Source organism: Brucella oryzae, from assembly GCF_041929965.1.
Taxonomy (GTDB): Bacteria; Pseudomonadota; Alphaproteobacteria; order Rhizobiales; family Rhizobiaceae; genus Brucella; species Brucella oryzae.
The window spans coordinates 26576-52504 of the sequence record NZ_JBHEEO010000021.1; the positions used below are offsets into that span (position 1 = coordinate 26576).

Consider the following 25929-nt stretch of genomic DNA (forward strand, 5'->3'; position numbering starts at 1 on the left):
ATGCCTCTGGAAACCGGGCTTCTACGCGGAGATTTGCGAGACGGCTGCATGCATCTATGCATAGACATGCAGAATCTTTTCGGACCTGCTTCGCCTTGGCACGTGCCATGGATTGACGCGATCTTGCCCAATATCGTGGATATCTGCTCCCAGCGCAGTGAAGAAACGATCTTTACCCGCTTTATACCTCCAAGGTCACCCGACGCTGCCCTAGGAGCATGGAGAGGTTACTACCGCAAGTGGGAAACCCTTACTCTCAATCGTATTGATCCGTCATTCATCGACCTCGTCGACCCGTTAGGAGATTTTTCGCCACCTGCTGTTGTACTTGATAAGACTGTTTACTCCCCCTGGACCGAAGGCTTCCTCCAGCGATATCTGCACAAACGGCGCGTTCATACTGTGATCGTCAGCGGAGCGGAGACCGATCTTTGTGTTCTCGCAACACTATTGGGCGCGGTAGATCGCGGATATCGGGTGATCATTGTCCACGACGCAGTATGCAGCGTTTCCAATCAAACCCACGATGCAATTATCTCTCTTTGTCACCAACGATTTAGTGAGCAATTGGAACTCGTCTGCACGGGTGAGCTGATCGACTCCTGGCGATAAACTTGTTGAACCACGGAACTTTCGAATTGGTGAAGGGTTCACTGTATAAAGGATTTCGACATGGAACAGGTGCACTGGGATGACGCTGTCGTCATTGAAATTGCGGACGGCATTACGCAGACGGTGAGAACCGTAGCAGATGCCGAGAATATAACACTGTCTCAATGGAATAGGTTCGAATTAGGTAGTCTCGGCGTCGCTATCGAGGCTTGCCTTTTATGCACGCACGACATTGGAAGTACCGAAGACGCGAGACTTGCTTTCGAACAGGCCGCTTCGATGTCAGGAATCCTGGCGTAACTCTTTGGCCGAGCATGACCTTTCAGAACCGATCTCAAGGCGGCCCAAACACGTCAAATACCCATCTGTCTGCTGCTCATAAGGAAGATCATGACGAAAAGGGACTGGAATGAAGCATTCCTGATCCAACTAAGTAGAGTCAAAAAGACGACCCTCACCCTGCAATTGGCGAAGAGGGGCAGAGAATTTCACAGCAAACCCTTCTGTTCGGTAGTCAGCGTCAACCTCGCCGGCGCCCAACAACCCCATTCTTATCAGCTTGGAGCCAAATCCGGTCTTAGTTGGCGCGATAACAGGTGGCCCGCCAAACTCAGCCCAATGCAACGAGAAGACCGCATCGTCTTGCCTTTTTGAGACAGCCACTTCCAACAGCACACGCCCCTCACTGTTTGAAAGAGCGCCATATTTGATCGCATTGGTGGTCAGTTCGTGGATTAGAAGCGAAAGCGTTGAAGCTCCTTTAGGGCCGATCAGAACGTCCGGTCCGCTTATCTGCACGCGATCCGCCACCGCCAGCGCGTTTGTTATTCCGCTCACAATCTGACGAAGGGAACCTTCAGAACTTTTGCCCAATCGCAGCACATCGTGTGCATTTCCGAGTGCAAACAGGCGCCTGGTAAAGGTGTTGATCACCTCTTCATCAGCATTGTTATTGAAGGTCTGGCCAGCAATCGCTGCTACGACGCTAAAGGTATTCTTGATCCGATGAGCGAGTTCGGCATTCAGTATGCGAGCATGCTTTTCCGCCTCAACCTTGTCGTGGTCTCGATGACGGTATCCATCATGCCAGCCACTCGCCCTCTTTCATCGTAAATCGGGCTGTAGCAGAAAGTAAAATAACATTGCTCAGGATATCCGTGCCGATCAATCACCAAGGGAAAGTCTTCTATAAAAATGGCCTCACCCGCATAGGCCTTCTGGACCATCGGTTGAATTTCATCCCAAGCCTCGGCCCAAATATCGCGGAATGATGCTCCCATGCAGTTCTCTTTCTCACCGAGAATCTGTCGGAAGGCGTCGTTATAAATCGTGGTGAATTCCGGTCCCCAGATAATAGCCTTTGGGAAATGCGAAGCCAGCATCATCTGAACCGCAGTTATCAGAGAAGTGGGCCACTTTTCTGGCTTTCCGATTGGATTGCTGTTCCAATCCAACATCCGGATTTCATCGGCCGACTGTCCACGCGCATGCAAGAAAAGCACTGCACTATCCATAAATTTTTCCATACCGGTATGCGGAAGATTCAAAGGCGACCAAGGAAAAACATATTGGGTTCAAGCCGTAAATGCCAGGCGAATATTATTCGTAAGAGCCTCTGCAACAAAAAGGCGGCCCCACGGGCCGCCTTTCTATATTTCCGAGATTACGCTTGTCAAAACTTGTAAGCTACGCCCAAACGAACGTCATGTGTTTTGAACTTGTCTTCGACACTTACATCCGTGCCAAAATCAAAGTCCTTCTTACCGTAATCAGTGTAGCGATATTCAAGGCGCAGAATGAGGTTGTCAGTAGCAGCGTAGTCAACACCCGCACCAGCCGTCCAGCCAGTATAGGTTTTGCTTTGCGATACGCTGATTTCATCCACACCGTCCGTTGCTGAAAGCGTGTTTTTCACGCTACCGAAGGCAACACCGCCCGCGATATAGGGCATGAAGCGATCAAATGCGACACCAGCCCGTGCGCGAACAGCACCCGACCACCGCAACTTGCTCTCAAGGTCACCAGCAATATCTCCGTCAGTAGCGCTGTAGTTGTCCTTTAGATTATTATAGGTGATATCGCCGTCGATACCGAGAATGAAGTTATTGCCGACATCAAAGTTATAACCGGCATAAAGACCACCGAGAAAACCGTCCGGTTTCACACGGAAAGCATCTTCGAATTCCGATTTTCCCCACCCGTAGCCAATCTGCCCACCAATATAAGCGCCAGTCCAGCTAAAAACAGGTTCAGCAACGATTACTGGCGCAGGCTCCTCAACGATAGCGTCAGCAGCTTTCGCACCGGTTGTAGCAATAAGAGCAACAGTTGACGCCAAAAGAAGAGACTTAATTTTCATGGCATTTCTCCGTGATCTAATAGCCTAAGGTTATTTCGTTATTTAAAGGATAACTCATGAATGAAATATGTCTGTAGTATTAATGTCACAACCAGATCGAGAGCCGACATTTCGCCACCTGCTGTTAAAAGCGGTTAATTAAGTCTTTCCACTAACCTAAAACATACTGATCGAGCCATCATGATGACCAATGGCGTTCTGCGCCTGCCAATCAATAACCGCATCGTGCCGCGAGATCGTGAACCGTCAACAGCCATCGTCATCCGTTGGTCAGCTCTTTTCCGCCTCGATGAAAAGCAGCCATTTCAAAGTGCGACGCTCGGCATCGCTAAGCTCAGGCGCAACTAGCCGGATAGCTCCAGCGGCATCGATCTGCGAGCCAAGTTTTCCGGCCAGCCAGTATTCGGGGATGGCAGGATGTATATAAGACTTCCGACATATCGCTCTGGTATTGCCGAGCAGGTGCGCAACCTTATCGATTTCGCTATTAAGCCTCTCCTTTTGCACCCTGTCACTGTCAGGCAAATCGAGGCAGCGTAGCAACTCAAGGGCAGTTGCCGTTGCAGCCCATGTCCGGAAATGCTTCGACGTGAAATCGGTTCGCATGGTCACCCGCAGATAGTCATTTATATCCTGGGAAGAAACAGGACAGCGATCACCCGCCTCGTCAATATATTGAAATAACTGCTGCCCAGGCAGTTCCTGTATGGAGCGCACGATACGCGCAACCCGTTTGTCGGAAAGCTTGAGACTCCACATTTTGCCTGATTTGCCGGTAAAGACGAGCCGCAATTCCTTACCGTCATCCCGCAGATGCCGATTGCGAAGGGTAGTAACCCCAAAGCTCTTGTTGTCCCGCGCATAATCTGGATTTCCAACCCGCAGCAATAGCCGATCCATCAGCCAGATGACGGTCGCTATGACCTTTTCACGGCAGAGCGAGCGTCGCTGCATATCGGCATCAAGTGCTTTACGCAGTCGGCTGAGTGCACGGGCGAAGTCTAGCAGACTTGAGAATTTGGTTTCCTCCTGCATCGCCATCCACGCGGAATGGTAACGATATTGCTTTCTTCCGCGCGCATCGCGACCGGTCGCCTGTATGTGTCCGCGCTGATCGCAACATATCCAGACATCGCTCCATGCAGGTGGAATGGCAAGCTTAGCAATCCTGTTTCGATCAGCAGCGGAAATCGCCTTTTTATCAAAACGGACATAACGAAAACCACTCCCACAACGCAGCCGTCTAATTCCCGGCGCGGTGTCGCTGACGTGAAGCAGCCCGTCCTGAGTAGCAGCGTTTTTGAGCTGTGGGACAGCGGAAGACTTTTTAAGCAATGGGTAACCCCAGTCGTATTTTCCTTGCCGTATAACCACTAAAAACCGCGACTGGTTCCCAGGCTGAACAAATCTGATCGGGAACTATCGGGCGTCAAACAGGTTATCCTGTTCTTCCCGGAGGATCAGGTCGTGCCCCACAGTTTCTGGAAAGGCTATCTCAAACTTTCGCTTGTCACCTGTGCGGTGGAGCTGACGCCTGCGACCAGCGACAGCGAGAAGGTGCGTTTTCACACCTTGAATGCGGAGACCGGCAACCGGGTGATCAGCCGGTACGTAGATTCGGTTACGCACAAGCCCGTGCGGGATGACGACGAGGTCAAGGGGTTTGAGAAAGGCGACGGCAGCTATGTCATTCTTGAAGAGGATGAGCTGGAGGCTGTGGCACTCGAGAGCACCAGAACTATAAACATCGACAAATTTGTACCGCGCGACAGCATTGGCTGGATCTGGTACGACAAACCGCATTATCTCGCGCCATCCGACAAAGTAGGCCAGGAAGCCTTTTCCGTCATTCGGGAGGCAATGGAAAAAAGCGCAGTCTTCGGTCTGGCCCGCCTTGTCATGTACCGACGCGAAAGAGCAGTGCTGCTTGAGCCACGCGGACACGGGATCGTCCTGTGGACGCTGCGCTTCGGCGATGAAGTGCGGAAAGCGACCGACTATTTTTCAGATACTAAGGAAGGCAAACCCGATACGAAGCTTCTTTCCATGGTCCGCAAGCTCATCAAGGGCAAGACGGAAGATTGGAATCCCGATTTCCTTCAGGACCCAATGCAGAAGAACCTTCAGTCGATGATTGCTGCAAAGAAGAAAAAGAAAACGGCAACGGGGTCGAAGCCGCGCAAGACTGCACCAGAAACCGAAAGCAATGTTATCAACATCATGGATGCTCTACGAAAAAGCCTCGCCGGTGAAAACAAAAAAAGCTGATGCGAAGAGCTCTGCCTATTTCTTCAGCTTAGGCAGCGGCGTTTCCGCGCTGCGAAAATCCTGCCAGGGATCGCTATTCAATGCGACCAGCCGGGTCGGTGTGTTGAGAATAGTAAAATGGGCCGGGCCTATTGCTGACGTCACTTCCTCCCACCCAAGCGGCATGGAAACTGCAGCACCGGGACGTGCCCGCGGCGAATAGGGTGCTACAGCAGTCATGCCGCGCTGATTGCGCAGATAATCGATGAGAATTTTTCCTTTACGCTTGGCCTTGGAAATCGTCGAAACATAGCGATCAGGGCTGTCTGCAGCCATCTGGTCGGCAATAGCTTTTGTAAAGCTCTTGAGGGCGTCCCAGTCGACCTTCGGCTTCAATGGCGCGACCACATGCAGTCCCTTGCCGCCGGACGTTTTAACAAACGTCGTCAATCCGAGTTTTTCTAGACGTTCCTTGATCTCGGTTGCGGCTTCGATCACGCGCGGCCAGGGAACCCCCTCACCCGGATCGAGATCCATCGTCAATGTATCCGGTAGCTCCCAATTTTTGAGAGTCGAACCCCATGGGTGAATTTCCAGCGTCGCGGCTTGCACCAAACCGATCAGCCCGTTGAAGTCCCGAATGCTGATATAAGGCTCCTCTTCCTTGTTCTTTGGGTCCTGAACCTCGATAATATGTTCATTCAACCCCTTCCACGCGTGCTTTTGAAAGAAGTGTTCTCCGTCAATTCCGGTTGGGCAGCGTAACAATGCGAGGGGGCGGTTGACGATGAAAGGTTCGATGCGAGACCAGATAGCGGAATAATAATCTGCGAGACCCTGTTTTGTGACACCCTCGCCCGGCCAGTAAACCCGGTCGGGATGTGTGAGCTTCACGTCGATCTCCTCGGGGCCGTTACTGGAAATACGAGGTGACATGGTTTGCTTCTCCCATATGACGTCCTTGGCAGCCTTATCGTTTCGCACCCCCCTGAAGGACGCGTGACGCAATCGCTTATCGGCAGTCCAGGCACGAAATTCGATTTCCGCTACCAGCTGCGGCGTGACGAAATTGGCACCGCGCCTTTCATCTGCCGTCAGTTGCACAGCGAATGGGCTTTCTTCCAGCCGCATGGCTTGCAGCTGTTTGTAAAGTTCTTTTGCCATCCTAACCGAAAAGCCCGTTCCCACCCGGCCCACGGGAACCAGCCCCTTTTTATCCTGTACACCTAAAAGGAGCGAACCGATTGCCGCTCGCGTTGCCGTCGAGGGAACATAGCCTGCAATGACGAATTCCTGTCGTCCAATGCATTTCGACTTACGCCAATCGTTGCTGCGACCGCTTCTATAAGCGGCCTCCCTGAGCTTCGACACAATGCCCTCAAGGCCAAGTCCGCAGGCATTCTTCAGTACCGCAGCCCCATCGGCATCAAAAGCCTCGCTGAAGCGAAGCGTTGACGATGATCCGGAAATTAATTTTTCAAGCAACGTTTTGCGCTCAACCAGAGGAATCTGGCGGAGATCTTCGCCATCAACATGCAGAAGATCGAAGAGATAATAGACGAACCGATCCGAACGCCCTTCGCTTAAATCCTCTTGCAAAGCTGAAAAGTCGGACAGTCCCGACTGGTTTTCGACAACGATTTCCCCGTCAAATATGGCTTCGTTCACACCCGTACCAACAAGATCGCTGGCGATCTGCTGGCCAAATTTTTCAGTCCAATCCAGTCCCCCACGCGAATAAAGGGCGACCTTGCCCCCCGCAATATGAGCCTGGATGCGATAACCGTCGAACTTAATCTCGTGAAGCCAGCGGTTTCCATCTGGAGCAGATGACACGAGCGTAGCGAGCTCAGGTTTGACGAAATTCGGCATCGGTCGCTTCTTCGCATTTTTGATATTTGCGCCCCCACCCTTCTCTTGAGCGGTCGACTTCTTGTCGATCGGACCTGTTTTCGACGACCAACCTGGCGCTTCGTGTTCGACATCGGCGATGACGCGACCGGTTTTTACTGATTTCGGCATCTCTTCGAGAATGTCAGGTTCATCTGGATTTCTGGCGAATTCGTCCTCACCCTTGATGAGGAGCCAATTCTCTCGCTTCTCGTCTGGCTTTCCGTGCATCCGGACCAAATGCCAGCGACCTTTGAGCTTTTCCCCGTAGAGCTCAAATTCAAGATGTCCTTTTTTGTATTGCTTATGTGGGTCGCCAATGGGTTTCCAGCGCCCTGTATCCCAGACGATAACTGTACCTCCCCCATATTCACCTTTCGGGATCGTGCCTTCGAAGCCCCCATATTCAAGAGGATGGTCCTCGACATGCACAGCAAGTCGCTTTTCACCGGAAACAAGGCTTGGACCGCGCGTCACGGCCCAGCTTTTCAACACGCCATCCATCTCAAGGCGAAAATCATAATGCAATCTTCTGGCATCGTGTTTCTGCACGACGAAGAGATCACCTTTCATTCGTGAGGACTTACCGCGTGGTTCCTTAGTCCGCGTAAAATCGCGTTTCCTGCGATAGGTTTCAAGCGGCTGTCCCATGATCAACCGGCCTTTTTTCTAGACTTTGTTCCAGATGTTGCCCCGGACTTGGCTTTGCCTTTTGTTGCTTTGGTCGGCGCCTGCCCCGCCCGACCCAGGCTTGCACTCTTGCGAAGAGCCTCCTTGAGATCGATAACCTCGGCAGTCTTCGGCGCAACCGGCTTCTTGAGCGGTCTCCCCTCAATCTTGGCCTTTATCAAATCTGTCAGTGCTGCATCGTAACGGTCATCGAAGCCTACGGGGTCGAAACTGCCCATCTTGGTGTCGATAATATGCTGCGCCAAGTCGAGCATTTCCTGATCGAACTTGAAAGTGCCCAAGTCGGCAAATGCCTCCGCTGCCGCTCGTACCTCATATTCGAAATTAAGCGTCGTAGCTATCAGACCATCATCGTCGGCACGGATCAGTACTTGTCGCGCGCGGCGGAAAAGGACAGTCTCGGCAATTGCGGCTACATTTTCGGCTTTCATGCCCTCACGAACGAGTACGAAACTATCGCTGCCTCCAACAGGGGCGAGATAATATGGCCGGTCGAGATAGACGTCATCGATCTCGTCGCATTTGACAAATCGCGTGACATTCAGCGTCTTGTCGCTTTCGGGAATGGCCGCGGCGATTTCCGCTTCGTCGAAACTCAAATAGGCGCCCGACGACACTTCATAGCCCTTGATCTGATTTTCGCGCGGTACTGGTTTGCCTGTATCACTGTCTACGAATTCCCGGTTGAGGCGATTTCCGGTTTTGCGATTAATCAGATGAAACGAAACACGCTCAGAGGTCGATGCCGCCGTGAAAAGTGCGACCGGACACAAAAGCTGATCAATTTTCAGCTGGCCTTTCCAGTTTGCGCGGGGTGCCATCGATTTATCCCTGCTTTCGTTAAGCACCATCTTCGCCCGAACTCGTACCACCTGTACGCTTCAGATAGTGCGCGTATGCAAATCCGCCGATGAGAAGCGCGGGCAAACCAAGGAGAACAATCCAGAACAACAATTCTCCCATCTCGCCCTCCTCCATACTGGCGCCGAAACATACATTTTTATACGGAGACAAACTCATGAAACGCCGAAATTGTTCCGATGCTGAGCTCCACGTCAATATCGGAAAGCAGAGATCTACTGAACTGGTTGGTAGCTCCTTATATAGAAAGCATGACGACGCATCGACATCTCGTTGGATGACAGACCAAGCACAGCAGTGCGACCGGTCTGCTGCCATTCTCTGGCCAGAAGTTACAGTGAACTTCTTTCTGAAGTACGTCGCCACAAGATAGATATTTCGCCTGCAGCCCAGATTGGGATTGCGCAAGCGTTGGCTGCTGCTAAGTCAGCACTTTGGGAAGAAAATAATCGCGCGACGATGCACAGCTCTAATGGATACGTCGAAGCAAATGGCTTACCTCTCGAACGTTATCGTCAATTCTAACGGCGAGATAAGATACGCGATTAATATGGATTTCATGGATTCTGAAACGTAACAGCTTAGTTATATCATCCGTGTGAATACGTTCCAAGTTGATTGCCAGTCAAGAAAGTGAGACGCAAGCGGTTCGCGATCTACTAAGAACAATCTAGTTAAACTGTTCCAAGTCGTTTTCTTTTCTAAACTGGGGTTTTCATTCCAACCCTTACCAAAAAATTGGGCACCACGTTACTTTTTTGTCCCCTCTGCCAGCATTGAACTATTCGCTCGACAGATGCTGGAGAATAACAACTCGTACTTCCGAGACGAAGACTTTCTTCAATATCGCCGACGAATGAAAAGCCCCGCGAGCACAGATATCGTCACCGTGACTGTCAACAAGATGAAAGCCAAAGCCGCCCCGAGTGGCCAGTTCGACTGGTTCAGAATTTCGGTAACGATCATAGGCGACATCATCCGGAATGATGAGCCGCCCAGAAGAACAGGGGTTGCATAAGCATTCATCGTAAGGATAAAGGACAGAACCGAGGCTGCGAGAAGACCCGGCATAATTTGAGGCATGCGGACAAGCGTAAACGTTTGCAGCGGCGTTGCTCCGAGGCTTGCAGATGCATAATCGATATTTTCGTCCAGCCCTTCGAATACACTCTGCAGTGTTAAAACGACATAAGGAACATTGACGGCGGTAATGCCTATGAACACCGCAAGCGGTGTCTGCATGATGGTCAGAGGTTGCGCTATAAATCCAATCTTCAACAGCAAGTAATTCAGCACGCCTGTTTGTCCGAAAGCCACCATCCAGCCTGCAGCGCGCACGGCATTCGATATAAACAACGGGAGGATCACGGCCATAAGCAACAAGGTCTTCAGGTTCCCTCTTTGGCGCGACATCCAGTTTGCAAGTGGCAGACTAAGCAGAATACAGACAACCGTCACCAAGCCCGCCATAATCAATGTCGTAGCCATACCCTTGAGGTAATAGGCATCCGAAAAGAATGTGATGAAGTTCGCAAATGTGAAGCCGTTCACCATGAACTCGCCCGGAACGAAATCATTGAAGCTGTACCGCAACAAATATAGAAGGGGCATAGCCATGAACACTAGGACCAGCAAAGTCGATGGCATAAGAAGTGCTGCGGCGGATAATGAACTTTTTTTCATGGCGCTACCGGAATAGTTCGAGTTGATCCTGTCCGACAACATCGGACAGGATTGTTTGCGATGGTTCAGGCTCGGAATTCTTTATTCCACCAATTCTGAAGATCGGCATCAGCTTTGGCGACATACTCCAGATCGGGCAGGAGAAACTGATCCCGCTGTCTTTCAGAATAGGCGACAGCTGCCGCCAGCTCAGCAGGTAGCGTTACTTCAGAGTTGGTCGGCGCATATCCCATCTGCTCGGCAAAGGCTGCCTGCGGCTGATCTTCCAACATGGCATTAATATACTGGTAGGCAGCTTCCTTGTTTCGCGCGTTTTTAGGAACGACCATATCCGACAGATAAAGAGAAATGCCTTCCTTCGGGATAGCTATCTCGATGTCGATCCCGGCCTTCTTCCACATGTAGCCACGCGCATTCCACATGATGCACATAACGATTTCACCAGATTTCAGCGCCTGTGCGAGGGCTTCATTGGTAGGATAGATTTTCACACCCTGTTTCTTCAACTCCATGAGCTTTGCTTTTCCAGGTTCATAGTTGGATGCGCCGCCACCAGCAATCATTGCTGCGGATTCTATTGTTGTCTGGTATTGCAGATCGATAACACCAATGCGCCCCGCATACTTGGGATCCCACAGGTCAGCATACGATGTTGGAGCAGGAGTTACCTGTTTGGGGTTATAAAGGATCACGCGGCCAGTGTAGATATGAGGGACGGCATAGGGAGCGCGAATGAACGATTGAACCTTTCTCAGATTGGGAATCTTGGCCTCGTCCAATTCTTCAATCAGTCCGTTTGTATACATTTCGTAGCTACCCTGTCGGGTAAGGCAGGATATGTCCATCGACCCACGTGGCAAACGCCGTTCTGCAAGCATTTTTGATCGGCGTACCGTATCAGCGGCTGGATCATAAATTACCTGAGTACCACTGTCCTTAAGAACAGCGTCCGTAATGTGAATCTGTTGTAAATTTTGATAATCACCGCCCCATGTTCCGACTACAATTCGCCCTGCGGCGGAGGCAAGGGATGGCATCATTCCTGATGCCAGAAGGCCGCCAGAAAGAATGCCAAAAGTTCTTCTAGTCATTTTAGTCATTGCATTTTCCCCTTTTTATCATGAGTAAGAAATGATGGAGATCTATCGTCTCGCTTATGGTGAAAGGCTACAGTGGCACGACGTCCTCCGGCGCGACGCTAATTGTGATGGCGCTTTCAGGGATAAGATCGATACCAGCCTCGTTTACTTCACGAGGTGAAGCGATGGCCGTCAGATGTTGTCCGTCACTAAGTTCGATGTCGATTTCAATCATCCCTCCAAGAAAGACGTGTTTTTTAATACGAGCTGTCTGATTGTTCTTGAGAGAGGGAGCCGATGAACGGCTCAACCGCAACGCTTCAGGACGAATAAGTACTTCCTTTGCCTTCGCAGATGGGATCGCCGTAAGCAATCGAACCCCACCGTTTGTGGTAAAAGTTCCACCATCTGACGGCGTTCCGGCTAGAAAATTGGCTCGTCCAATAAAGTCAGCTACGAAACGGCTGGCTGGTTTTTGATATAATTGCTCGGCTGATCCGATTTGCTCAATAAGACCTGCCCGCATCAGAACAAGCCTATCACCGACTGACATCGCCTCCTCTTGGTCGTGGGTCACCATGATGGTGGTGATACCGAGCGACTTTTGCAGGTTGCGCAGTTCGTCGCGAACCTGAAGGCGCAGTCGGGCATCAAGATTGGACAAAGGTTCATCGAAAAGAAGGATGTCCGGACGGATGGCGATGGCCCGAGCTATGGCCACGCGCTGCTGTTGGCCGCCTGAAAGTTGCCTGGGTAACCGATCCAACAAGTGTGAAAGGTCGACCAACTCCAGTGCATGCGTTACACGGCTTTTCAGTTCGGGTTCCGGCACTTTTCGGCGACGTAAACCGAAAGCCACATTCTCAAATATAGTGAGATGGGGGAAAAGCGCATAATTTTGGAAGACTAGTCCGATGTTACGACGATGTGGTGGCTCCTGGCTAATCTCTCTATTTCCGAGGCGTATGGAACCAGCGTCCGGTTCAATAAATCCGGCCAGCATGCGCAAGGTCGTTGTTTTTCCACAACCCGACGGGCCAAGAAATATAAGAAATTCGCCTTCCTGGACATCAAGTGTCATGTCTGACACTGCAGTGAATGCCCCATAGGTTTTGGTCAGGCCCTTAATTTGAACATCAGCCATTAAACCATCCTCGAAATATTTACAAAGCGGTTTGAAATCACCAGCATCAGTGCCACAAAGAGTACTTGCAGGACGGAAACAGCCGCAATGGTTGGGTCAATCTTCCATTCAAGATATTGCATCACGGCCACGGGAAGCGTGACCTGTCCCGGTCCCGATAAGAAAATCGACACTTCCAGATTTCCGAAACTAACGACGAACGAAAATACAGCGGCCGCAAAGATGCCTGGCTTGATAAGGGGTAACGTTACCAAACGAATGACCGTTGCTGGCTTTGCACCCAGTGATGCCGCCGCTTCTTCCACAGACAGATTGGCACCTTCAAGTGAAGCAAGAAGTAGTCGAAGACACCACGGGATTGTGAGAAGAACATGACCCGCTACAAAGACACCTGTCGACCCGACGAGTGGCATTCCGGATGCAATCTCAATTTCCACAACAGCGATATAGAGCGCTGCGCCAATCACAATTGCTGGGACTGTTAGGGGCGACATAAGAAGCTGAATCAAGGCGCTTCGCCCTCGAAAATCACGTCTTACAATTACAATTGCTGCTGGTACCGAAACCAAAAGGCCAGCCAGCATGGCGAAAGTTGCAACTGCGATAGAAAGCAGAAAGCCACTCAGAAACTGAGGTTGTCGAAAGGCCTCAGAAAACCAGTGCAGTGAATATCCCTCCACCGGTAACGACAGTATCTCGTTCGAGATGATCGATAGCCAAAAAACAAGCACCAGGGGCAGAAGCATCAGTACAAGACTGAATGCAATCATTGTCGCCGCTCCCAACCGTCCCAGGCGCTCCGTCAGAGATTTGCCTCGGACCATACGGCTTACTCCGGCAGGTTGTTCTTGTGAAATTTACCGCCTTTCATGATGGCAGTGAGACATTCATCGTGGCGTTCCAGCGTGGTGATGTCTTCGAGAGGATTGCCATCAACAATCAGAAGATCTGCGTAAGCTCCTGGTGCGATAACGCCGATCTCATTTTCCATGCCGCACAGCTTCGCTGAAACCCTTGTTGCAGAATGGAGGACTTCGCGGTTTGTGAGTACACTTGCACGTAGAGAGAATTCCATCGACTGGTATTTGTGAAGCTGACCTAAAAGGTCAGATCCAAAGGCCATCGGTAGACCTGCGTCCCGCATGATTGCAAGCGATTCCAGTCCACCACGGCGTACAGTATCGATCTTTGCCTGGGAGTCTTCGTTGAGACCGAAATTTGCGCCTTCCAGTGCCAGTCCCTCATAGGCAACAAGTGTGGGGCAGGCAATGGCACCTGCCTCAGCGGCCATTCGGGCGGTCTCGGGAGTGATGAGATTGCAGTGTTCCAGTGACTTCACACCGCATTCAACCGCCCTGCGAATGGAGGCATCTGAATAGGTGTGTGCGGCAACATATAGCCCATAATTCTCGGCTTCTTCCACGATTGCGCGGATTTCGTCGTTGGAATATTGCAGCACGTGGATTGGGTCGTTGGGGGAAGCAACCCCGCCATTCGCCATAATCTTGATGAACTGAGCGCCGTTCTTGATTTCTTCACGAGACGCACGGCGCACTTCATCTACACCGTCAGCGATCCGACCAAGACTACCAAGTCGCGCTTCATGCAATGGACGATTGTCATAACGAGCTCGATAATCGCCATGCCCAACAGTTTGGCTTAATGCCTTGCCGCAAATTACCAGTCTTGGGGCTTCTATGGCGCCTTCATCGACCGCGAGCTTCAAACCGAGATCCGCTCCCGCCAGATCACGCAGGGTCGTAAAACCTCGCATCAGCATGTCCCGCATAATTTTTGCGCTTCGTAACGCAATGAGCGAGCTGGGTAGCGCCGCGTTTTCCGCCAGATCCACGAGGGTGGCCGCGACGTGAACATGGGCATCAACAAGTCCAGGCATAAGCGTACGTCCGCCCAGATTGATCCTTTCTGCTCCTGCTTCCGTGATTGGCTGTTCACTGACTTTCACGATCCGGTCGTTTTCGACCAATACCTCAACACCGGATTTCAGAACACCTTGATCAACATCCAGAACCTGGCCACCGCAAAGGACATAACTCGTCATAATTATTTCCCCATTTGTTTTTGTCGTGCATACATGAAGTATATTTTCACCAATCTTACACGCCATGGCATGAGTGTCCAGTTAAAAACGGGCTGGCTTGTTTTTTTGTTACACCGAGTGGTATACGGCATTGAAACGACTGTCTTTTTTAACAACATTGAAAAGATATGGGATTAGGAGGATCAAGCGAAGATGACGTTCGTTACCAGTGGCGGAGCAGTGCTATGATTGAAAAGTCAGCTGAAATGGATGGCAGAGCAGGAAGAAAAGGCAAGCGACAAACCCAGGCGGAGCGTTCATCAAATACGCAAGCGAAAATTTGCAACGCAACGCTGGAGGCCTTGGCTGAAGTTGGTTACCACTGTATAACAACTGCATTCATTGCAAAGAAAGCGAAGGTCTCTCGCGGTGCACTGACTCATCAATACGCTTCAAGAAATGATCTTCTTGTTGCAGCTTTGCAGCGACTTCATAATGATTGGTCGCAAGTGAGGCCATTCACCGCCAATCCAACCACCGAAGAGTATACTGTAGCGCAACTTATAACCGAGTTGTGGGAGAATCTGTTTTCAGACAAACGGTATATAGCGTCACTTGAACTTATGGTTGCGGCACGTTTGGATAACGATCTAGGCATTCGTTTAAGGGATGAAATGTCAAGATGGGTCAATGTTAGAGATGAATTTCTTCGAAGCTTAAACTTCACCGACCGAAAGATGGGCCTGAATGTTCAACATTTACATTTAATGATGTCCACAATGAGAGGAGTTGCACTCTATCAACTATTCGATAGAGATGTGCAGGCTGGTCAAAAGCTTATCGAATTATACAGTTCTTTGGTCGAGAGTAGAGTTGATCCGGCTGATACCAAAGAGGAATGAATTTCCAACATTCGTTAGGTGTTTATCCATTCTATCCCCTCTCATGAATTTAACACACGAGAGGGGAGACGTGTCAGTTTCTAAAGTGTTTTGAAGTATGCGAGGACACTTTCCAAATCGACGACGTCAGCGTAACGCCGTCCTACATCCCGTAGATTGTCTCGATGCGGACCTTCTTCAACATCACCGACGCAGTCTTCAGGAACAATCGTTCGATAGCCGCGCTGGAAACTATCAATAACAGTCGCTCTGATACAACCGCTCGTATTCACGCCAGTTACGATAACGGTATCTACGGATGCTTTTGTAAGAAATGGCTCAACCTTTGTTTCATAGAACATCGATGGCCCCGTCTTACGAATAACCAGATCATATGACGAGTCTACGAGGTTATCTTCGAGTTGGATCGCATCGTTGGGCATAATGTAGTTATCGCGTACTGGCTTGATTTTCCAGAACGGCATGTCGCGCTCACTCTGATATGCTGTGAAACAGACTGCCACCGGGATCGAAAGTGGTCGCGCTACATCGAGAAGTTTGCGGGTATTCTCAAGCGCTCTTACTGCGAGTGGCTTGCCGCCAAAAGGATATTCTTGCGATGTGTGAGATTTTTGAAAATCGATAACCAGAATTGCGGGACGTTTCCCATATCCGACCGCAACCTCGCCATAGCCAGCAGATTCATATTCATCGCGTAACACGATACTTCCTTTCTGATTTTGAATTAGGAAGAAAGGTGCTTCTAACTCACCTATGTCGAAAATTATCGACGAGCTAAACGGATTGATCACCTGTTCCCCTGCGTGGACGTTATTGCCCACTGCAGCAGAAGATGACTTGATGTCGACTGGGTGTCAACAAACAAACAAGACAACCCGTTTGTTTACTGCGAAAATGTGAAACGCTATGATCTCACGACGATAAACTGCGACCTCAACAACCCTGTTCAATTTGCGTCAGGCGTGAAATCTCAGCACATCAACCGCCTGATGCATTTGCAGTGACGTGCTTCCGGTGATGTCGCAATTATAAGTTGGCTCTGTTCAGGCTTCGAGGTGCGCGTCCTATTTTGGGCCACAGGGAACTGAAAGCTTCCGGGTTTAAGTCTCAATGCGGCGGGGACGTCGCTGAGCCATTCATCAGCGAAATCGGCGACCAATTGCCTGATCTTCGGCGCGAGATAAGCTGGCGATGCACCACCGAGTAAACCGTACAGCATCCCATCCGCAACGCCTTGAAGGGACATGAACCTCAGGCATCCCCGATAATTTCTGTAAGCTTCAGAATTGATTAATCAATTCACATTAGCAGCCCACGCCCCGGCAAGAAGCCGGTCAATTTAGCAATTTGGACTGCAATGAAAACACAGACTTCTTCACCTCTTCAATTTCGGAATATGATCTCTGAATTCTGCGACAAACGCGTCATGCCGCATGTGTCCGAAGAAATACTCGATATGATCAAGTCATACCTCGATGATTTGATTGTCCAGCACCGAAAGCCTCCAATGCGCCGAAGCCAGATAGACTGGTTATCATTCGCATCGGAAAGCCGGGTGGATTGTGAGTTAACAGGGAAGCTGAAGAATATTATTCGGCCTGCATTAGAAGCCCTAATTCGATGGGTCGACAATAGCGTTCCCCAATCCGATCAAACTGCGCCAAAACATAAAATACGTGATCGTCGCCCCGCCATGCGTTTGCCAAAGCAGGACCGGGCCCCGGCCTCGGTGAGAATTCCTGTGCGTCCAGAGTCGCCCGGTTTAGCGCCGGCGGATCCTATTGAGGAGTTTCCGGAACCGCTGTTTGCGTGGACCGAAGATCCGCAGACTTTCCAGCAGGCCTTGAATTATCATATGCGCAGGTTCGGTGAGACCTACTGGCGCCTCCACCGCGCAATTATAAAACAGCATGAGATTTTCGACATCCGCACGATAGCGAATTGGGTGAATGGAACGAAGACGCCACGCTCTGCCGAAAGCTTCGACGTTCTTACGAGATTAGAAAAGCGATATCGTCTCCCTGAAGGTTATTTTAAATCCAGGCTGCCTCATCAGGTACGATCAATATACGGTCACGACCTCGGCAGCGATGTTAGTGCCGCCGAACGGCGGCGCATTGTCTGGCATTTACCAGACGACTTTAATCAGCTTTCCCTTAGCAAACGGGAAGAGATCCTCGAATGGGTCCGGCGTGTGATCATATCGGGCTCGACTGATTATCGCCAGTTTCAGAGGAAGGCGTCCAAACAGAGATATGCGATCCGGTTCCCCGGAATTTCTTACGGCGCAGTATTGTCACCACGCACTAGATCGGAAACTTTAGATTTCGAAGGAAGTGTGGATGAAGATGATTTTATCGAAGATCCCGATCTGCTTGCAGGCGTTGTGGACGCTCCACCCCGCCTGGCGATGGAAATGGCCAACCTTGTGCGGTTTAAGACAGCAACCCTGACATCAGTTGGTTTTCAGAGAAACGGTGTTTGGGGAGAAGAAACTGCGTCTCAAAAAGTTGAGCATCTTGGACTTTTATTCGGCGCCCTTGCTGCTTCTCCAGATAGTGAAGTCAGGGGGCGAGGTATTCCTCTGCGGCAAATAACGTTCGGCTTGCTGGTCTTTCCTGGTATTTGGGACTGGTACCTTCAGTGGCGAGAAAAGCGACGCGGCTTTTACACATCGTGGGAGCAGGACATGCTGAGCGCGATACTCGGCATGACACGGCCCGAAACCGGTTGGATGTGGCAACATGCTGAATTAGCCAGAGGGCTGCAGCCTGTTCCAGGATTGGTGACCGTAGAGGAAATCGATTTTGCACAGCAGGATTGGCATGGGGCATGCGCGGAGTGCTTTAAGCACGCAACGCACCGCTCCAGAGAAATCCAGCGCGTGATGCGAGTTCACCGGGATCCGTTCGAACCGATCATGTGCGTTTTGGAAGCCGATAGTCCACTTGCCGAATATCGGAAAATAACGGACGAGATAATTAAACGATTACCTGATGAAAACCGCTATCCGGTTCCCGCGGCAGAAGCGGTTCGCTCCTTTCTGATGCTGCGGCTTGGATTGCATCTCGGCTTGCGTCAAAAGAATCTCCGACAGCTTCTTGTCTGCCCCCGTGGACATTTCCCGACACCGGAGCGACGTCTGGAGGATATGAAACGCGGAGAAATCCGCTGGAGCGACCGAGACCAGGGCTGGGAAGTGCTCATTCCTTCCAACGCGTTCAAGAACGCAAATTCGTCTTTCTTCGGTTCGAAGCCGTTTCGTCTGGTTTTACCCGATCTGCTCGACCTCTATAAATTCCTGAATGATTACATTGAACGGCACCGGGCGGTCTTGTTGAGAAATGCCCGCGATCCGGGCACGCTATTTGTCAAAACTGTAAAAACAAACAGCAAGGATGCAGCTTATGACCAAACGACATTCTACGAGGCTTGGCGGCTCACAATTCAGCGATACGGTATCTATAACCCTTATACCGACCGAGGCGCGATAAGGGGATTGCTTCCCCATGGTCCGCACAACGTCCGGGACGTCCTGGCCACTCATATCTTGAAGCAGACTGGCTCCTACGAACAGGCGAGCTATGCAATCCAGGATACGCCGGACATGGTGGCGAGCCACTACGGGCGATTTCTGCCGCAGGATAAGGCCGCGCTGGCCGCTAAGATACTTAATCAGGTCTGGATGGAAGCGTGAAGAGAACCGCGCCCAACATTCGCCACCTTATGGGAGCGGTTTTACACGCATCCGCTCTTTCACTTCATCGAAGTTCGATCCGAACCTCGCCAGACAATTGATCAGGCGATCTCAGTCGTTGGCGCTTTTCCCTCTGTACGCCGTTCTTGTAAGCGTCGTGGAGTTCCAAAACATCAGCGTTAGCGCTGAAGAAGCGAACCTCAAGCCCACTCGTCACCTTTCCAAGAATATCGGCAACGTTGTTGGGGTTGAGTTCATATGAACCAACTCCGTATCTGCTGCCAACTGCCGCAGGTCGTCGGTTCTGAAGAAATTACCGGCGCCGTGCGGCGAGAATCAAGTCCGTGCGCCGCGTTCGAACCCGGTGCAGTCGGGACCGATTCTGCCATGTTGAGCGGAATGATTACAACCAGATCACATGAAAACTTGGATATCATGGGGAAACTGCATTGAAGGAGATTTCATAATCCGCAGTAATTTGGGTCATTCTAACCGATGCCTGCAGTTTCTGTATTGACCTGACGAGGAATTCGCAGTTATTGATACGACCACCCTAGTTACTCCAGTAAATGGGCGACGCCCACTGAGACGCCCGTTATGCCAATTGTCTTCACCGCCTGCACGCAAAGAAAGCGGGTTACCCCCAGCCCTTTGTTATGCGCCCGAGACCTGTCGCAGGGCTCTTTGCAGGCTGTCGTCAAGTCGTGGAATGACCGAATAGCAAAAGCTGAGGAACGGGTTCCTGCGGAAGATATCTATTGTGGCCGCTCGTTCGTCGAGGCCAAGTTAGCAGCGCGCATTGCTCAAGCCGAGCTTCACATCGTTTCTGCTGGGCTTGGACTGATCCATAGCCAGCAGGTAATCCCTTCATATAATCTTACTGTCTCTCGCGGCGGCGACGATTGCGTTCTCGATAAACTCGAGGGGCATGGTGATGCAGACTGGTGGGGGGCGCTTGGTGGCCACGAGGCTTTGAGGGCGGCTCTCAATCGCAGTAGCGGGATAATTCTGATCGCCTTGCCCTCGGCCTATCTGCGCATGGTCGCACCCGCACTCGACGATATCTCGAACCGTTTGTGCGAAAGAATCAGGATCGTTGGCGGGCGGAATGTTCCCCATCTCAATCCGCGACTGGAAAGCGCTCGTCTTCCTTATGATGATCGCCTGGATGGTCCGGAAAGCAGTTTACCTGGAACCCGATCGGATTTCGCATCACGAGCAGCACGTCACTTCGTTGAAGAAATACTCGTCAAAAACCCGCATTCTTCCAGCCGCGTTCATCGCGAGCAAGTCGAGGCATCGTTGGCAACATGGACACGCCCGACGGCAAAGGCCGGTGTCCGAAAGTCGGACGAAGAGGTTAAATCCATTGTCCGCACCAACTGGACGCGTGCCGGGGGGCGGTCAACAACGCTTTTACGAATACTGCGCGACGAACTAAACATCGCATGCGAGCAGAAGCGCTTTTCAAATCTTGTAGCGGATATCCGGAAGGAGAAAGCAGATGAGCGCTGATTCGAACAATCTCATGGTTCGTGCGGTTAGGACGCAGCAGGGCGACGGGGTCGACGTATACGCGTTCTTCCTGCACGGTTCAGACCTCACTCGGATCGCTGATATTAGCCGAATCCACCGGGACGAGAAGGACTTGAAGGGTTTCCAGCGCAAGGAAATCCGAAGCCACGTGAAGTCAATTATCGAATTTCTCGACAGCGGCCCCGTTCTCTTTCCAAACGCGATAACTTTGGCGCTTTCTTCCGGCGTTACTTTTGACGTTTCACGTGGCCCAAAGCCAAATGGCCTGACTGAAGTTTCTCAATCGGGGACACTGAGCATTCCGGTCGGCAAGGACGGCCATCGCGCCGCCTGGATTGTGGACGGGCAGCAGCGCTCGCTCGCTCTAGCAAAAGCCAAGGACAGTCGTTTTCCAGTTCCAGTCGTAGGTTTCGTATCTCAGGACGTCCAGGTCCACAGAGAACAGTTTATCCTGGTCAACAAAGTTAAAGCGCTTGATGTCCGATTGATTAACGAGTTGCTTCCAGAGGTCGGAACACTTTTGCCGAAGGATTTATCGGCGAACCGTCTGCCAAGCGAGCTGTGCACGCTCCTCAATAGGCAACAGAAATCTCCATTCTATCGGTTGATCCGCCGGGCCTCCGACACAGGCAACGAACAGAGTGTGGTCAACGATACTGCTCTCATTGATGCTATTAGGAAGAATCTCAAAGGGCCTCATGGCGCATTGAGCCAATATCTCCTGCCTGACATCTATAACCCAGATGCCATGTATGAGGCGCTTGTCCTCTACTGGTCAGCCGTTCGCGATATTTTTCCAGACGCTTGGGGAAAGCAGCCAACTGAAAGCCGGTTAATGCATTCAGCCGGTATCAAGGCAGTTGGCGCACTTATGGACCAGGTCATGCTGCGGGCCGACAGTTCGTTGACACCCGAAACCGAGGTCCGAGAGGCGCTGCAGAGGATCGCACCACTCTGCGCGTGGACGGAAGGAACATGGGAAGGGCTTGGACTAAAGTGGAATGAAATCCAGGGGACGCCACAACACAACCGATTGCTCGCAGAGCATCTGATGCAACTTGACCGCAAGCTATCGAGGCCGGCACGATGAAATTCATTTTTGCTGACAGTCTCGATCACGTCGATCCCGGCTATGATTTCCTCAGAGATCGTTACTCGGAAGGGAGGACCCCTTACTGGGATGATGCCTATCCGCACGAGATTATGGGCTATGCACCCTACCAAGGAATGCTGGTGTCTCGCGGGATTGTCGGGGGCGCTGCCGTCGGCGGAAAATATACCGAAGCTCAGGCCATGCGTTTTCGTAGAGTCGGAGCGCGCGAATTCCTGCGTCTTGACACACCGCAGTTCGAACGACTGCCCATCTTTGGCGACTGCGGAGCGTTCACTTACCACAAAGAAGACAAGCCGCCTTACACACCCGACGACACCGCGGAATTCTACGACGACGCAAGATTTACGCACGGATGTTCGGTCGACCATATCATTTTTGACTTCGACGAAAGCCTGAAAGGTTTCGAGGGAGGCACGGAGGAGGCTCGCCGGCGTTTCGAGATCACGCTTGAGAACGCGTCGGCGTTCCGAACTTCAACCCAGCATATGTCAAATCGATTCACGCCCCTGGGTGTCATCCAGGGATGGTCCCCCGGGAGCATGGCTGAAGGCGCCCGGCGACTGGTCGCGATGGGCTACGATTATCTGGCCCTCGGCGGTACAGTCCCTTTGAAAGCTTCACAGATCAAAGCCTGCCTTGCTGCAATCCGTGAGGTGATCCCCCAAAACACGCGTCTTCATATCCTCGGCTTTGCAAAAGCCGACGAGATCGACACCTTCGGTCCCTTCAATGTAACAAGTTTCGACACGACATCACCTTTGATCCGTGCCTTCAAGGACGCCAAATCGAATTATTATCTACCAAACAAGTCAGGGAAACTCGATTATTACACCGCCATCCGAGTACCCCAGGCACTTGAAAATCCCAAGTTGATGAGGCTTGCCAAACGCGGCGCCCTCAACCAGGAACAGTTGGTGGCGATGGAAAAAAATGCACTCGCAGCGCTTAGATCCTATGACCGCGGGCAGGCCGAACTCGAAGAAACGCTCGATACGGTGCTCGCCTATGCGACCCCTGCCGTCATGGGCGAAACAATCAGTGAATTGCCCGGTGCAAAAGCGGTCAAGGATCTGAGAGATAGATATAAGCGGACGCTAAGTGACAAACCATGGAAGCAGTGCGCCTGCCCTATCTGTTCGTCACTTTCAATTGAAGTGGTGATCTTCCGTGCCAGCAACCGCAATAAGCGGCGCGGAATCCATAATCTGGGGGTCTACAACGCCCTCGTTGACCAACTCCCGAGCAATAGTGGGCGAAATGACAATTCTAAGATTTCCAGCGATCAGAGCCAGACAGAGCGAAGCGCACACAGTTCTTTCATTTGCAGCGCTGGCGTCTGAATTGCAAAAATTCGCGGTCATCGAACGGGTCGCGCGCGATGCAGAGGGTGGCTTGAGTGGATTTCAGCGCCCGCAGATTGCGGGCCATATCCGGGAGATTCGCGATTATCTCGAAAAACCCGAGGCGATCCTGCCAAACCCGATCGTCGTGGCCTTCACCAGCAATGTTGAAATAAGCGACGAGGATAATGATGGCCGGTGCTTGGTCGAAATCGACACCGCGGCGGGTGCGCCTGGCTTGATTGTCGACGGACAGCAGCGTCTGACCGCGCTCAGCCAGGTGGTCGAAAAGGATTTCCAGGTTTTTGTCTCGGCCATCATCTGCCGCGATGACGAGGAGCTTCGCCGTCAATTTGTGCTGATCAACAACACGCGGCCGCTTCCAAAGTCGCTGATTTATGAACTGCTACCGACCGTGACTGGCTTGCCGCGCCGTCTAGGTGATCGTTCGGTCGCGGCCGATATCGCAGCCCGCTTGAACTACGACAAGAGTTCCTCGCTCGAAGGCCAGATCTACCAGCACACTAACCCAGGCGGCCTCATTCGAGATACGGCGATCCAGCGCGTCATCATCAATTCACTGAGCGACGGCGTCATGCGTGAATTGATCCGCGAACCCGACGGCGCCGACCTCTGCTTCAAGTTGATCAGCGATTTTTACCAAGCGGTTCAATATGTCTTCAAGGACGCATGGAAAGACCATACGCCCAAGACGTCGCGCCTTGTACATGGGGCGGGTATCATGTCCCTCGGCTATGTCATGGAAATTCTGGTTCTCCTCGACGGTGCCAGAACGTTTGATGACTTCGCCCGAGGAATAGCATGTTTGGTCGACAAGAGCGCCTGGACGTCTGGCGAATGGAATTTTGCGGAAAACGACAAGCGGCATTGGAAGTCTGTTCAAAACGTCAACCGAGACATCGTCACGCTCGCTCAGTACCTCGTCGGCATCGTGCGCGCTGATGTTCGACGTCGACGCAACGAGGGTCAGGCAGGCGCAGACAAACCAAACCAGGCAGTGGCAGGTTTCTAATGAGTTACGCGGTCAAGGAACTGTTCAAAACGCTCCAGGGAGAAGGTGCCCAGGCAGGTAGAGCAGCCGTGTTCTGCCGATTTGCCGGCTGCAACCTTTGGTCCGGACGTGAAGAGGATCGCCATAAAGCAATCTGTCAGTTCTGCGACACCGACTTTATCGGCACGAATGGCGATGGTGGCGGCAAGTTTCGCGATGCATCAGAACTCGCTAGCGCAATCGCTCACGCCTGGGGTAGCGGACAAACCAGACGATATGTCGTCTTTACGGGCGGCGAACCACTTCTACAGATCGACGAAGCGCTGATTGCGGCGGTTCACGCTCAAGATTTCGAAATCGCCATTGAAACAAATGGAACGATCGAGCCTCCTCAAGGAATCGACTGGATTTGCGTCAGCCCGAAGGCCGGGGCACCATTCAATCTGAGATCGGGAAGTGAATTGAAACTGGTCTACCCGCAGTCCAATTTGCTTCCTGACGATTTGCCTGAACTCGACTTCGAGCATTATTTTTTGCAGCCAATGGACGGAGCGGAACAGCAGGAAAACATCGCTGCCGTGACGGCATTCTGCCTTGAAAATCCGCGCTGGCGCCTCAGTCTTCAAACCCACAAAATGATCGGTATCCCATGAAAATCACTCAAGCTTTCACATTCGAGGCTGCTCACCAACTTCCTCACGTGCCTTCGACGCATAAGTGCCATCGCATGCATGGTCATTCCTATCGTGTCGAGTTGCAACTTAAAGGCACCGTCGATGCTAAGACCGGCTTCGTGATCGACTTTTTTGATGTGGAGAAAGTCTTTGGGCCGGTTCTTAAAAGCCTCGATCATCATACACTTAACGATATCGAAGGTCTAGAAAACCCAACGGCAGAGAACATCGCCGTCTGGATATGGAAAAAGGTCAAGCCGCTTCTCGGGGAATTAAATTCGGTAAAGGTGTTCGAGACGCCGGCCTGCTGGGCGGAGTATGAAGGTGAATAACGGGGAGCTCGCCATGTCGTCCACTGCATTGGTGCTGTTTTCAGGCGGTCAAGACTCGACCACTTGCCTTGCCTGGGCGCTCGATCGGTTCGAGCGCGTTGAAACGGTTGGATTCGATTACGGTCAACGCCACCGAATTGAACTCGAATGCAGGGATACGCTGCGAGTTCAGATGCGCAACATCAACCCGATCTGGGCGGATCGGCTTGGCGATGATCATACGATTTCACTCGCCGCACTGGGCGAAATCTCCGATACCGCGCTGACGAGCGGTATGCAGATCGAGATGGCGGAATCGGGCCTCCCTAACACGTTCGTTCCCGGCCGAAATTTGATATTCCTGACCTTCGCTGCAGCGTTGGCCTATCGTCGAGGTCTGAAACATATCGTCGGTGGCATGTGCGAGACAGATTATTCTGGTTATCCGGACTGCCGGGACGATACGATCAAGGCGCTGCAAGTGGCGCTCAATATCGGCATGGAGAAGCGGTTCGTCCTCGATACACCGTTGATGTGGATCGACAAGGCGCAGACCTGGCAGTTGGCGAAGGACCTAGGCGGCCGGAACCTCGTCGATCTGATCGTGCGGGAAAGCCACACCTGCTATCTTGGCGAGCGTGGAGAACTTCATGACTGGGGCTACGGCTGCGGACAATGTCCCGCCTGCGACTTGAGGGCAAAAGGCTATCAAAAGTTTGTCGCCCAAGAAATCTGAT

The 25929-nt window shown here is 51.7% G+C and carries 26 protein-coding genes and 1 pseudogene; 13 read left to right on the forward strand and 14 right to left on the reverse strand.

Annotated features, from left to right (window positions below; translation table 11 throughout):
- Both JNC70_RS18285 and JNC70_RS18290 read left to right on the forward strand, forming a co-directional pair.
- Complete coding sequence (locus tag JNC70_RS18285; RefSeq protein WP_109988288.1) at positions 1–612, forward strand: cysteine hydrolase family protein; 612 nt, start codon at positions 1–3, stop codon at positions 610–612.
- Positions 613–672: 60 nt separating this feature from the next.
- The gene (locus JNC70_RS18290) at positions 673–912 is read left to right on the forward strand and encodes a DUF982 domain-containing protein (RefSeq protein ID WP_374788819.1); all 240 of its coding nucleotides are present in this window, start codon (positions 673–675) and stop codon (positions 910–912) included.
- 129 nt (positions 913–1041) lie between these two features.
- Here JNC70_RS18290 and JNC70_RS18295 read toward each other — a convergent pair whose 3' ends face one another.
- The 5 genes and pseudogenes from JNC70_RS18295 to JNC70_RS18315 form a co-directional block, all read right to left on the reverse strand.
- Positions 1042–1641, reverse strand: a complete 600-nt coding sequence (locus JNC70_RS18295; RefSeq protein ID WP_374788852.1) for a sensor histidine kinase — start codon at positions 1639–1641, stop codon at positions 1042–1044.
- A complete protein-coding gene (locus JNC70_RS18300; RefSeq protein ID WP_374788820.1) occupies positions 1635–2126 on the reverse strand; it encodes a PAS domain-containing protein in 492 nt (163 codons plus the stop codon). Before JNC70_RS18300 ends, JNC70_RS18295 begins: the two co-directional genes overlap by 7 nt.
- A 158-nt stretch (positions 2127–2284) precedes the next feature.
- Positions 2285–2971, reverse strand: coding sequence for an outer membrane protein (locus JNC70_RS18305; RefSeq protein WP_109988285.1), 687 nt, complete (start codon positions 2969–2971; stop codon positions 2285–2287).
- 270 nt (positions 2972–3241) lie between these two features.
- A complete protein-coding gene (locus JNC70_RS18310) occupies positions 3242–4006 on the reverse strand; it encodes a DNA topoisomerase IB (RefSeq protein WP_240579436.1) in 765 nt (254 codons plus the stop codon).
- 57 nt (positions 4007–4063) lie between these two features.
- Positions 4064–4345 (reverse strand): annotated as a pseudogene (locus JNC70_RS18315) (DNA topoisomerase IB-related protein); the annotation flags it as partial.
- Between the two features lie 93 nt (positions 4346–4438).
- Here JNC70_RS18315 and ku (JNC70_RS18320) point away from each other — a divergent pair.
- The gene (ku, locus tag JNC70_RS18320) at positions 4439–5239 is read left to right on the forward strand and encodes a non-homologous end joining protein Ku (protein ID WP_374788821.1); all 801 of its coding nucleotides are present in this window, start codon (positions 4439–4441) and stop codon (positions 5237–5239) included.
- Between the two features lie 15 nt (positions 5240–5254).
- On the opposite strand, the gene ligD is transcribed toward ku (JNC70_RS18320), so the two are convergent.
- From ligD to JNC70_RS18335, 3 genes are read right to left on the reverse strand one after another with little or no spacing between them, the layout of a single operon-like run.
- Complete coding sequence (ligD, locus tag JNC70_RS18325) at positions 5255–7759, reverse strand: DNA ligase D (RefSeq protein WP_374788822.1); 2505 nt, start codon at positions 7757–7759, stop codon at positions 5255–5257.
- 2 nt (positions 7760–7761) lie between these two features.
- A complete protein-coding gene (gene ku, locus JNC70_RS18330; RefSeq protein WP_374788823.1) occupies positions 7762–8619 on the reverse strand; it encodes a non-homologous end joining protein Ku in 858 nt (285 codons plus the stop codon).
- A 19-nt stretch (positions 8620–8638) separates the two neighbouring features.
- Positions 8639–8761 carry a hypothetical protein gene (locus JNC70_RS18335; protein ID WP_255414847.1) on the reverse strand — a complete coding sequence of 41 codons (123 nt, stop codon included), beginning with the start codon at positions 8759–8761 and terminating at the stop codon, positions 8639–8641.
- A gap of 195 nt (positions 8762–8956) precedes the next feature.
- On the opposite strand from JNC70_RS18335, the gene JNC70_RS18340 reads away from it, so the two are divergent.
- Positions 8957–9184: a type II toxin-antitoxin system CcdA family antitoxin gene (locus JNC70_RS18340; protein WP_374788853.1), complete on the forward strand. Its 228-nt coding sequence runs from the start codon at positions 8957–8959 to the stop codon at positions 9182–9184.
- Between the two features lie 315 nt (positions 9185–9499).
- On the opposite strand, the gene JNC70_RS18345 is transcribed toward JNC70_RS18340, so the two are convergent.
- From JNC70_RS18345 to JNC70_RS18365, 5 genes are all read right to left on the reverse strand, one after another.
- Positions 9500–10342 carry an ABC transporter permease gene (locus tag JNC70_RS18345; RefSeq protein WP_244634809.1) on the reverse strand — a complete coding sequence of 281 codons (843 nt, stop codon included), beginning with the start codon at positions 10340–10342 and terminating at the stop codon, positions 9500–9502.
- 65 nt (positions 10343–10407) lie between these two features.
- A complete protein-coding gene (locus tag JNC70_RS18350) occupies positions 10408–11442 on the reverse strand; it encodes an ABC transporter substrate-binding protein (protein WP_374788824.1) in 1035 nt (344 codons plus the stop codon).
- Between the two features lie 67 nt (positions 11443–11509).
- Positions 11510–12565 (reverse strand): ABC transporter ATP-binding protein, encoded by a 1056-nt coding sequence (locus JNC70_RS18355; protein ID WP_374788825.1) that lies wholly within the window; start codon positions 12563–12565, stop codon positions 11510–11512.
- The gene (locus JNC70_RS18360; RefSeq protein ID WP_125302431.1) at positions 12565–13335 is read right to left on the reverse strand and encodes an ABC transporter permease; all 771 of its coding nucleotides are present in this window, start codon (positions 13333–13335) and stop codon (positions 12565–12567) included. The genes JNC70_RS18355 and JNC70_RS18360 overlap by 1 nt, the downstream gene beginning before the upstream one ends.
- A 59-nt stretch (positions 13336–13394) precedes the next feature.
- Entirely contained in the window at positions 13395–14627 is a 1233-nt protein-coding gene (locus JNC70_RS18365; RefSeq protein ID WP_279722152.1) for a metal-dependent hydrolase family protein, read from the reverse strand.
- Positions 14628–14851: 224 nt separating this feature from the next.
- Between JNC70_RS18365 and JNC70_RS18370 the strand changes: the two genes are divergently transcribed.
- Positions 14852–15508 carry a TetR/AcrR family transcriptional regulator gene (locus JNC70_RS18370; RefSeq protein ID WP_374788826.1) on the forward strand — a complete coding sequence of 219 codons (657 nt, stop codon included), beginning with the start codon at positions 14852–14854 and terminating at the stop codon, positions 15506–15508.
- Between the two features lie 80 nt (positions 15509–15588).
- Here the strand turns inward: JNC70_RS18370 and JNC70_RS18375 are convergent, their stop codons facing one another.
- Positions 15589–16299, reverse strand: coding sequence for an isochorismatase family protein (locus tag JNC70_RS18375; RefSeq protein ID WP_235824472.1), 711 nt, complete (start codon positions 16297–16299; stop codon positions 15589–15591).
- A 566-nt stretch (positions 16300–16865) separates the two neighbouring features.
- On the opposite strand from JNC70_RS18375, the gene JNC70_RS18380 reads away from it, so the two are divergent.
- The 8 genes from JNC70_RS18380 (at position 16866) to queC (ending at position 25928) form a co-directional block, all read left to right on the forward strand.
- Positions 16866–19205: a hypothetical protein gene (locus JNC70_RS18380; protein WP_374788827.1), complete on the forward strand. Its 2340-nt coding sequence runs from the start codon at positions 16866–16868 to the stop codon at positions 19203–19205.
- Between the two features lie 684 nt (positions 19206–19889).
- Positions 19890–20720, forward strand: a complete 831-nt coding sequence (locus JNC70_RS18385) for a DUF6884 domain-containing protein (RefSeq protein ID WP_374788828.1) — start codon at positions 19890–19892, stop codon at positions 20718–20720.
- Positions 20710–21831, forward strand: a complete 1122-nt coding sequence (dbpB, locus tag JNC70_RS18390) for a DGQHR domain-containing protein DpdB (protein ID WP_374788829.1) — start codon at positions 20710–20712, stop codon at positions 21829–21831. Before JNC70_RS18385 ends, dbpB (JNC70_RS18390) begins: the two co-directional genes overlap by 11 nt.
- Positions 21828–23195, forward strand: coding sequence for a tRNA-guanine transglycosylase DpdA (gene dpdA, locus JNC70_RS18395; protein ID WP_374788830.1), 1368 nt, complete (start codon positions 21828–21830; stop codon positions 23193–23195). Before dbpB (JNC70_RS18390) ends, dpdA begins: the two co-directional genes overlap by 4 nt.
- The gene (gene dbpB / locus JNC70_RS18400; protein ID WP_374788854.1) at positions 23113–24228 is read left to right on the forward strand and encodes a DGQHR domain-containing protein DpdB; all 1116 of its coding nucleotides are present in this window, start codon (positions 23113–23115) and stop codon (positions 24226–24228) included. The genes dpdA and dbpB (JNC70_RS18400) overlap by 83 nt, the downstream gene beginning before the upstream one ends.
- Positions 24228–24860: a 7-carboxy-7-deazaguanine synthase gene (queE, locus tag JNC70_RS18405; RefSeq protein ID WP_374788831.1), complete on the forward strand. Its 633-nt coding sequence runs from the start codon at positions 24228–24230 to the stop codon at positions 24858–24860. Before dbpB (JNC70_RS18400) ends, queE begins: the two co-directional genes overlap by 1 nt.
- A complete protein-coding gene (gene queD / locus JNC70_RS18410) occupies positions 24857–25213 on the forward strand; it encodes a 6-carboxytetrahydropterin synthase QueD (RefSeq protein ID WP_374788832.1) in 357 nt (118 codons plus the stop codon). The genes queE and queD overlap by 4 nt, the downstream gene beginning before the upstream one ends.
- Before the next feature lie 13 nt (positions 25214–25226).
- Positions 25227–25928, forward strand: coding sequence for a 7-cyano-7-deazaguanine synthase QueC (gene queC / locus JNC70_RS18415; RefSeq protein ID WP_374788833.1), 702 nt, complete (start codon positions 25227–25229; stop codon positions 25926–25928).
- Position 25929: the final 1 nt, after the last annotated feature.

Excerpts from the sequence above, each read along its gene's own strand:
- JNC70_RS18335 (WP_255414847.1), bottom strand. The coding sequence starts at position 8,761 with ATGGGAGAATTGTTGTTCTGGATTGTTCTCCTTGGTTTGCCCGCGCTT.
- queE (WP_374788831.1), top strand. The coding sequence starts at position 24,228 with ATGAGTTACGCGGTCAAGGAACTGTTCAAAACGCTCCAGGGAGAAGGT.
- JNC70_RS18365 (WP_279722152.1), bottom strand. The coding sequence starts at position 14,627 with ATGACGAGTTATGTCCTTTGCGGTGGCCAGGTTCTGGATGTTGATCAA.
- dpdA (WP_374788830.1), top strand. The coding sequence starts at position 21,828 with ATGAAATTCATTTTTGCTGACAGTCTCGATCACGTCGATCCCGGCTAT.
- ku (WP_374788823.1), bottom strand. The coding sequence starts at position 8,619 with ATGGCACCCCGCGCAAACTGGAAAGGCCAGCTGAAAATTGATCAGCTT.
- dbpB (WP_374788829.1), top strand. The coding sequence starts at position 20,710 with ATGAGCGCTGATTCGAACAATCTCATGGTTCGTGCGGTTAGGACGCAG.
- JNC70_RS18310 (WP_240579436.1), bottom strand. The coding sequence starts at position 4,006 with ATGCAGGAGGAAACCAAATTCTCAAGTCTGCTAGACTTCGCCCGTGCA.
- JNC70_RS18345 (WP_244634809.1), bottom strand. The coding sequence starts at position 10,342 with ATGAAAAAAAGTTCATTATCCGCCGCAGCACTTCTTATGCCATCGACT.
- JNC70_RS18360 (WP_125302431.1), bottom strand. The coding sequence starts at position 13,335 with ATGATTGCATTCAGTCTTGTACTGATGCTTCTGCCCCTGGTGCTTGTT.
- JNC70_RS18285 (WP_109988288.1), top strand. The coding sequence starts at position 1 with ATGCCTCTGGAAACCGGGCTTCTACGCGGAGATTTGCGAGACGGCTGC.
- JNC70_RS18380 (WP_374788827.1), top strand. The coding sequence starts at position 16,866 with ATGAAAACACAGACTTCTTCACCTCTTCAATTTCGGAATATGATCTCT.
- JNC70_RS18370 (WP_374788826.1), top strand. The coding sequence starts at position 14,852 with ATGATTGAAAAGTCAGCTGAAATGGATGGCAGAGCAGGAAGAAAAGGC.
- JNC70_RS18305 (WP_109988285.1), bottom strand. The coding sequence starts at position 2,971 with ATGAAAATTAAGTCTCTTCTTTTGGCGTCAACTGTTGCTCTTATTGCT.
- JNC70_RS18350 (WP_374788824.1), bottom strand. The coding sequence starts at position 11,442 with ATGACTAAAATGACTAGAAGAACTTTTGGCATTCTTTCTGGCGGCCTT.
- dbpB (WP_374788854.1), top strand. The coding sequence starts at position 23,113 with ATGACAATTCTAAGATTTCCAGCGATCAGAGCCAGACAGAGCGAAGCG.
- JNC70_RS18355 (WP_374788825.1), bottom strand. The coding sequence starts at position 12,565 with ATGGCTGATGTTCAAATTAAGGGCCTGACCAAAACCTATGGGGCATTC.
- JNC70_RS18290 (WP_374788819.1), top strand. The coding sequence starts at position 673 with ATGGAACAGGTGCACTGGGATGACGCTGTCGTCATTGAAATTGCGGAC.
- queD (WP_374788832.1), top strand. The coding sequence starts at position 24,857 with ATGAAAATCACTCAAGCTTTCACATTCGAGGCTGCTCACCAACTTCCT.
- JNC70_RS18300 (WP_374788820.1), bottom strand. The coding sequence starts at position 2,126 with ATGGATAGTGCAGTGCTTTTCTTGCATGCGCGTGGACAGTCGGCCGAT.
- ligD (WP_374788822.1), bottom strand. The coding sequence starts at position 7,759 with ATGGGACAGCCGCTTGAAACCTATCGCAGGAAACGCGATTTTACGCGG.
- queC (WP_374788833.1), top strand. The coding sequence starts at position 25,227 with ATGTCGTCCACTGCATTGGTGCTGTTTTCAGGCGGTCAAGACTCGACC.